General features: G+C 62.8%; 2 protein-coding genes. Both read right to left on the bottom strand.

From position 1 onward, the window contains the following. The coding region (locus AC1DY5_RS52450; RefSeq protein ID WP_478122152.1) for an adenylate/guanylate cyclase domain-containing protein at positions 1-375 on the bottom strand (375 nt) is incomplete at its 3' end. A gap of 838 nt (positions 376-1,213) precedes the next feature. Beyond that, positions 1,214-2,186 (bottom strand): cation diffusion facilitator family transporter (locus AC1DY5_RS52445; RefSeq protein ID WP_478122151.1); only part of this gene is annotated, 973 nt, incomplete at its 5' end.

Genomic DNA, 2,186 nt, shown 5'->3' with positions numbered 1-2,186 from the left:
GCCATACACCGTGCCGTCGGCCTTCTCGATCACGTCGCCCAGGTGGATGCCGATGCGAAATTTCATGCGGCGGCCTTCAGGCTGCTCTGCGCTTAGGCCATCAAGTTCAGTTTGTATAGCCAACGCCGCATTCACCGCGCCACTAGCCGTGTCGAATGCCGCCAGTACCGAGTCACCGGCCATGTCGATGACCCGGCCCTGATTGGTTTCTATCTGGGTGCGAAACACCGCGCGTGCCGCATCCAGCGTGGCCACCGTTGAACGGTCGTCCTCCGCCATGAGACGTGAGTAACCTGCCGCATCCGCAGCCAGGATCGCGGCCAGTCGTTGTTTGAAATCAGGACCAATCATTTGTATCAGCCGGTCAAGCTGCATAGCCGGTGAATCTTACTTGTACGAGGAGAGCGTAGGGGAAAGCCTGCGGTCTGAATGACAGGTCCTAGACAAGCCAGTCATTCGAGCCATGGTGGGCGGCCGGCCGGTAACGCTTGCATGCCCGCCATTCCGGCGCCCGGGGCAAGATGATGCCGGTCGAACTGGCCAATTCGACTACCGGATGAGGTCTCGAGGGCGGTGGGGGCGGGCGCGCAGGAGCGACGCGAACGCCTGACCGCCTTGCAAAAATGCACGCAGGCGTAGCGCAAGTGTCGGTTATGGTTCGCCGTCGTTGTTCGTTATCCAGATCAAGAGCTGTTGTCAGTCCGTTTTTTGGCCCCTCATCAGCTTGTCGACCCGCTTTTTTGTGGTGGTCCTGCGTCGCCGGGCTGCATTAGACAGCGATCGCGCAAAGTTCATCACACCTCAGTTGGAAAGCTCCTGCCAAAATCGCTCCCATGCCTCCTCCGGACACAATCTCCGCTTCGCTGAATCGGGAAACCTCACGCCCGATGCAAGACGCAGCCAGATCTGGCCGCGAATCATCGGATCAGCAAACCGAACCCGCCAGCCGCTTCGGCGCGGCGGCCAGCATCATCGATCGCCTCGACACCCGACCACTGGACATGCGGCTGCGTCGGCCATGGTGGAGGCTCTGGTAGCCGCGGCGCTTGCGTCACGCTCGCCCGTCCACTGCCTCGTCGAACGGCTCGCCCAGGCAAAGGTCTGACGCGGAGCCAAGCCGTCACTCGCGCAGCCAAGCTCCGCAATCGCCTGCCGCCTTAGCGGGCCAGCGGAACTTGATCGTCGTCTGGCATGGTTGACCGTGCGGCCGCGCCTAATTATTGATTTCCTCTTCCTCGGGGGAGGCCAGAGTCAAAGTGGCGATGCCGACGTTCCTGTGGGTCATGATCTGCTGCTCCAGCCGGCGCAGGATGCGGGCCAGGTCGGCTTGGGAATGCTCGCCGGCAATCTCGATACGCGCAACGAGAAGGATGCGATCCGGGCCGATGAACTCGGTGTACAGCAGGGTGACTCTCTTGACGTCGGGTGACTGCTTCAGCAGCCCGATCGCAATCGCCCGTCGATCGTCGGGCAGCGGCATCCCGGCCAGATAGCGACGGTTCAAGTTGACCAGGAACAGCCCTGCGATCCCCATCAGCAAGCCCACGACGATGGAGCCCCCTGCGTCGTACGCCACATTGCCGGTGAGGTCGTGCAGCAGCATGCCCAGCCCCGCAACGGCAAGCCCGATCAGCGCCAGAAAATCCTGCGTCACCACCGTCCGCAGCTGCGAATCGGAGGTCTCGAGCACGTGCTTGACCACACTCCGCTGGAGCGCTGCAGCACGTCGGCGCAGGAACCGAAGCGCCTGGAAGGTCGAGATGCTTTGCAACGCGAACGATCCGAGGATGACGGCGTAACCAATCCGGTAGTCGGTCGTTGYGTCGGGCAGGCTGAGCTGGCGGATACCGCGCCATATCCCGACTTGCGCGCCCAAGGCGAGCATCGCGAACGAGCCGAACATCGACCAGACATAGGACTCTCGGCCATAGCCGAGCCGATGCTTGCCGTCCGCCGGGCGCCGCGCGGCGAGATAAGCAGCGACGAGGAAGCTGTCCGTGAGGGCATCGACCCATGAGTGGACGGCCTCGGCGGTCATTGACGCGGAGCCGGTCAGAACCGCGGCCAGCGTCTTCACGAGGGCGATCGAAGTTCCTGCTGCGAAGGCCAGCATGACCGCCGCCTTGCCGCCGGGCTTGTCAGCGTCGACGCCGAGGTGGCGATGAAAGCGGTGAAATGCTCTCATG

Source organism: Variovorax sp. P4_D9 (genome assembly GCF_056401695.1).
This window is presented reverse-complemented; position numbering and strand designations above follow the sequence as displayed.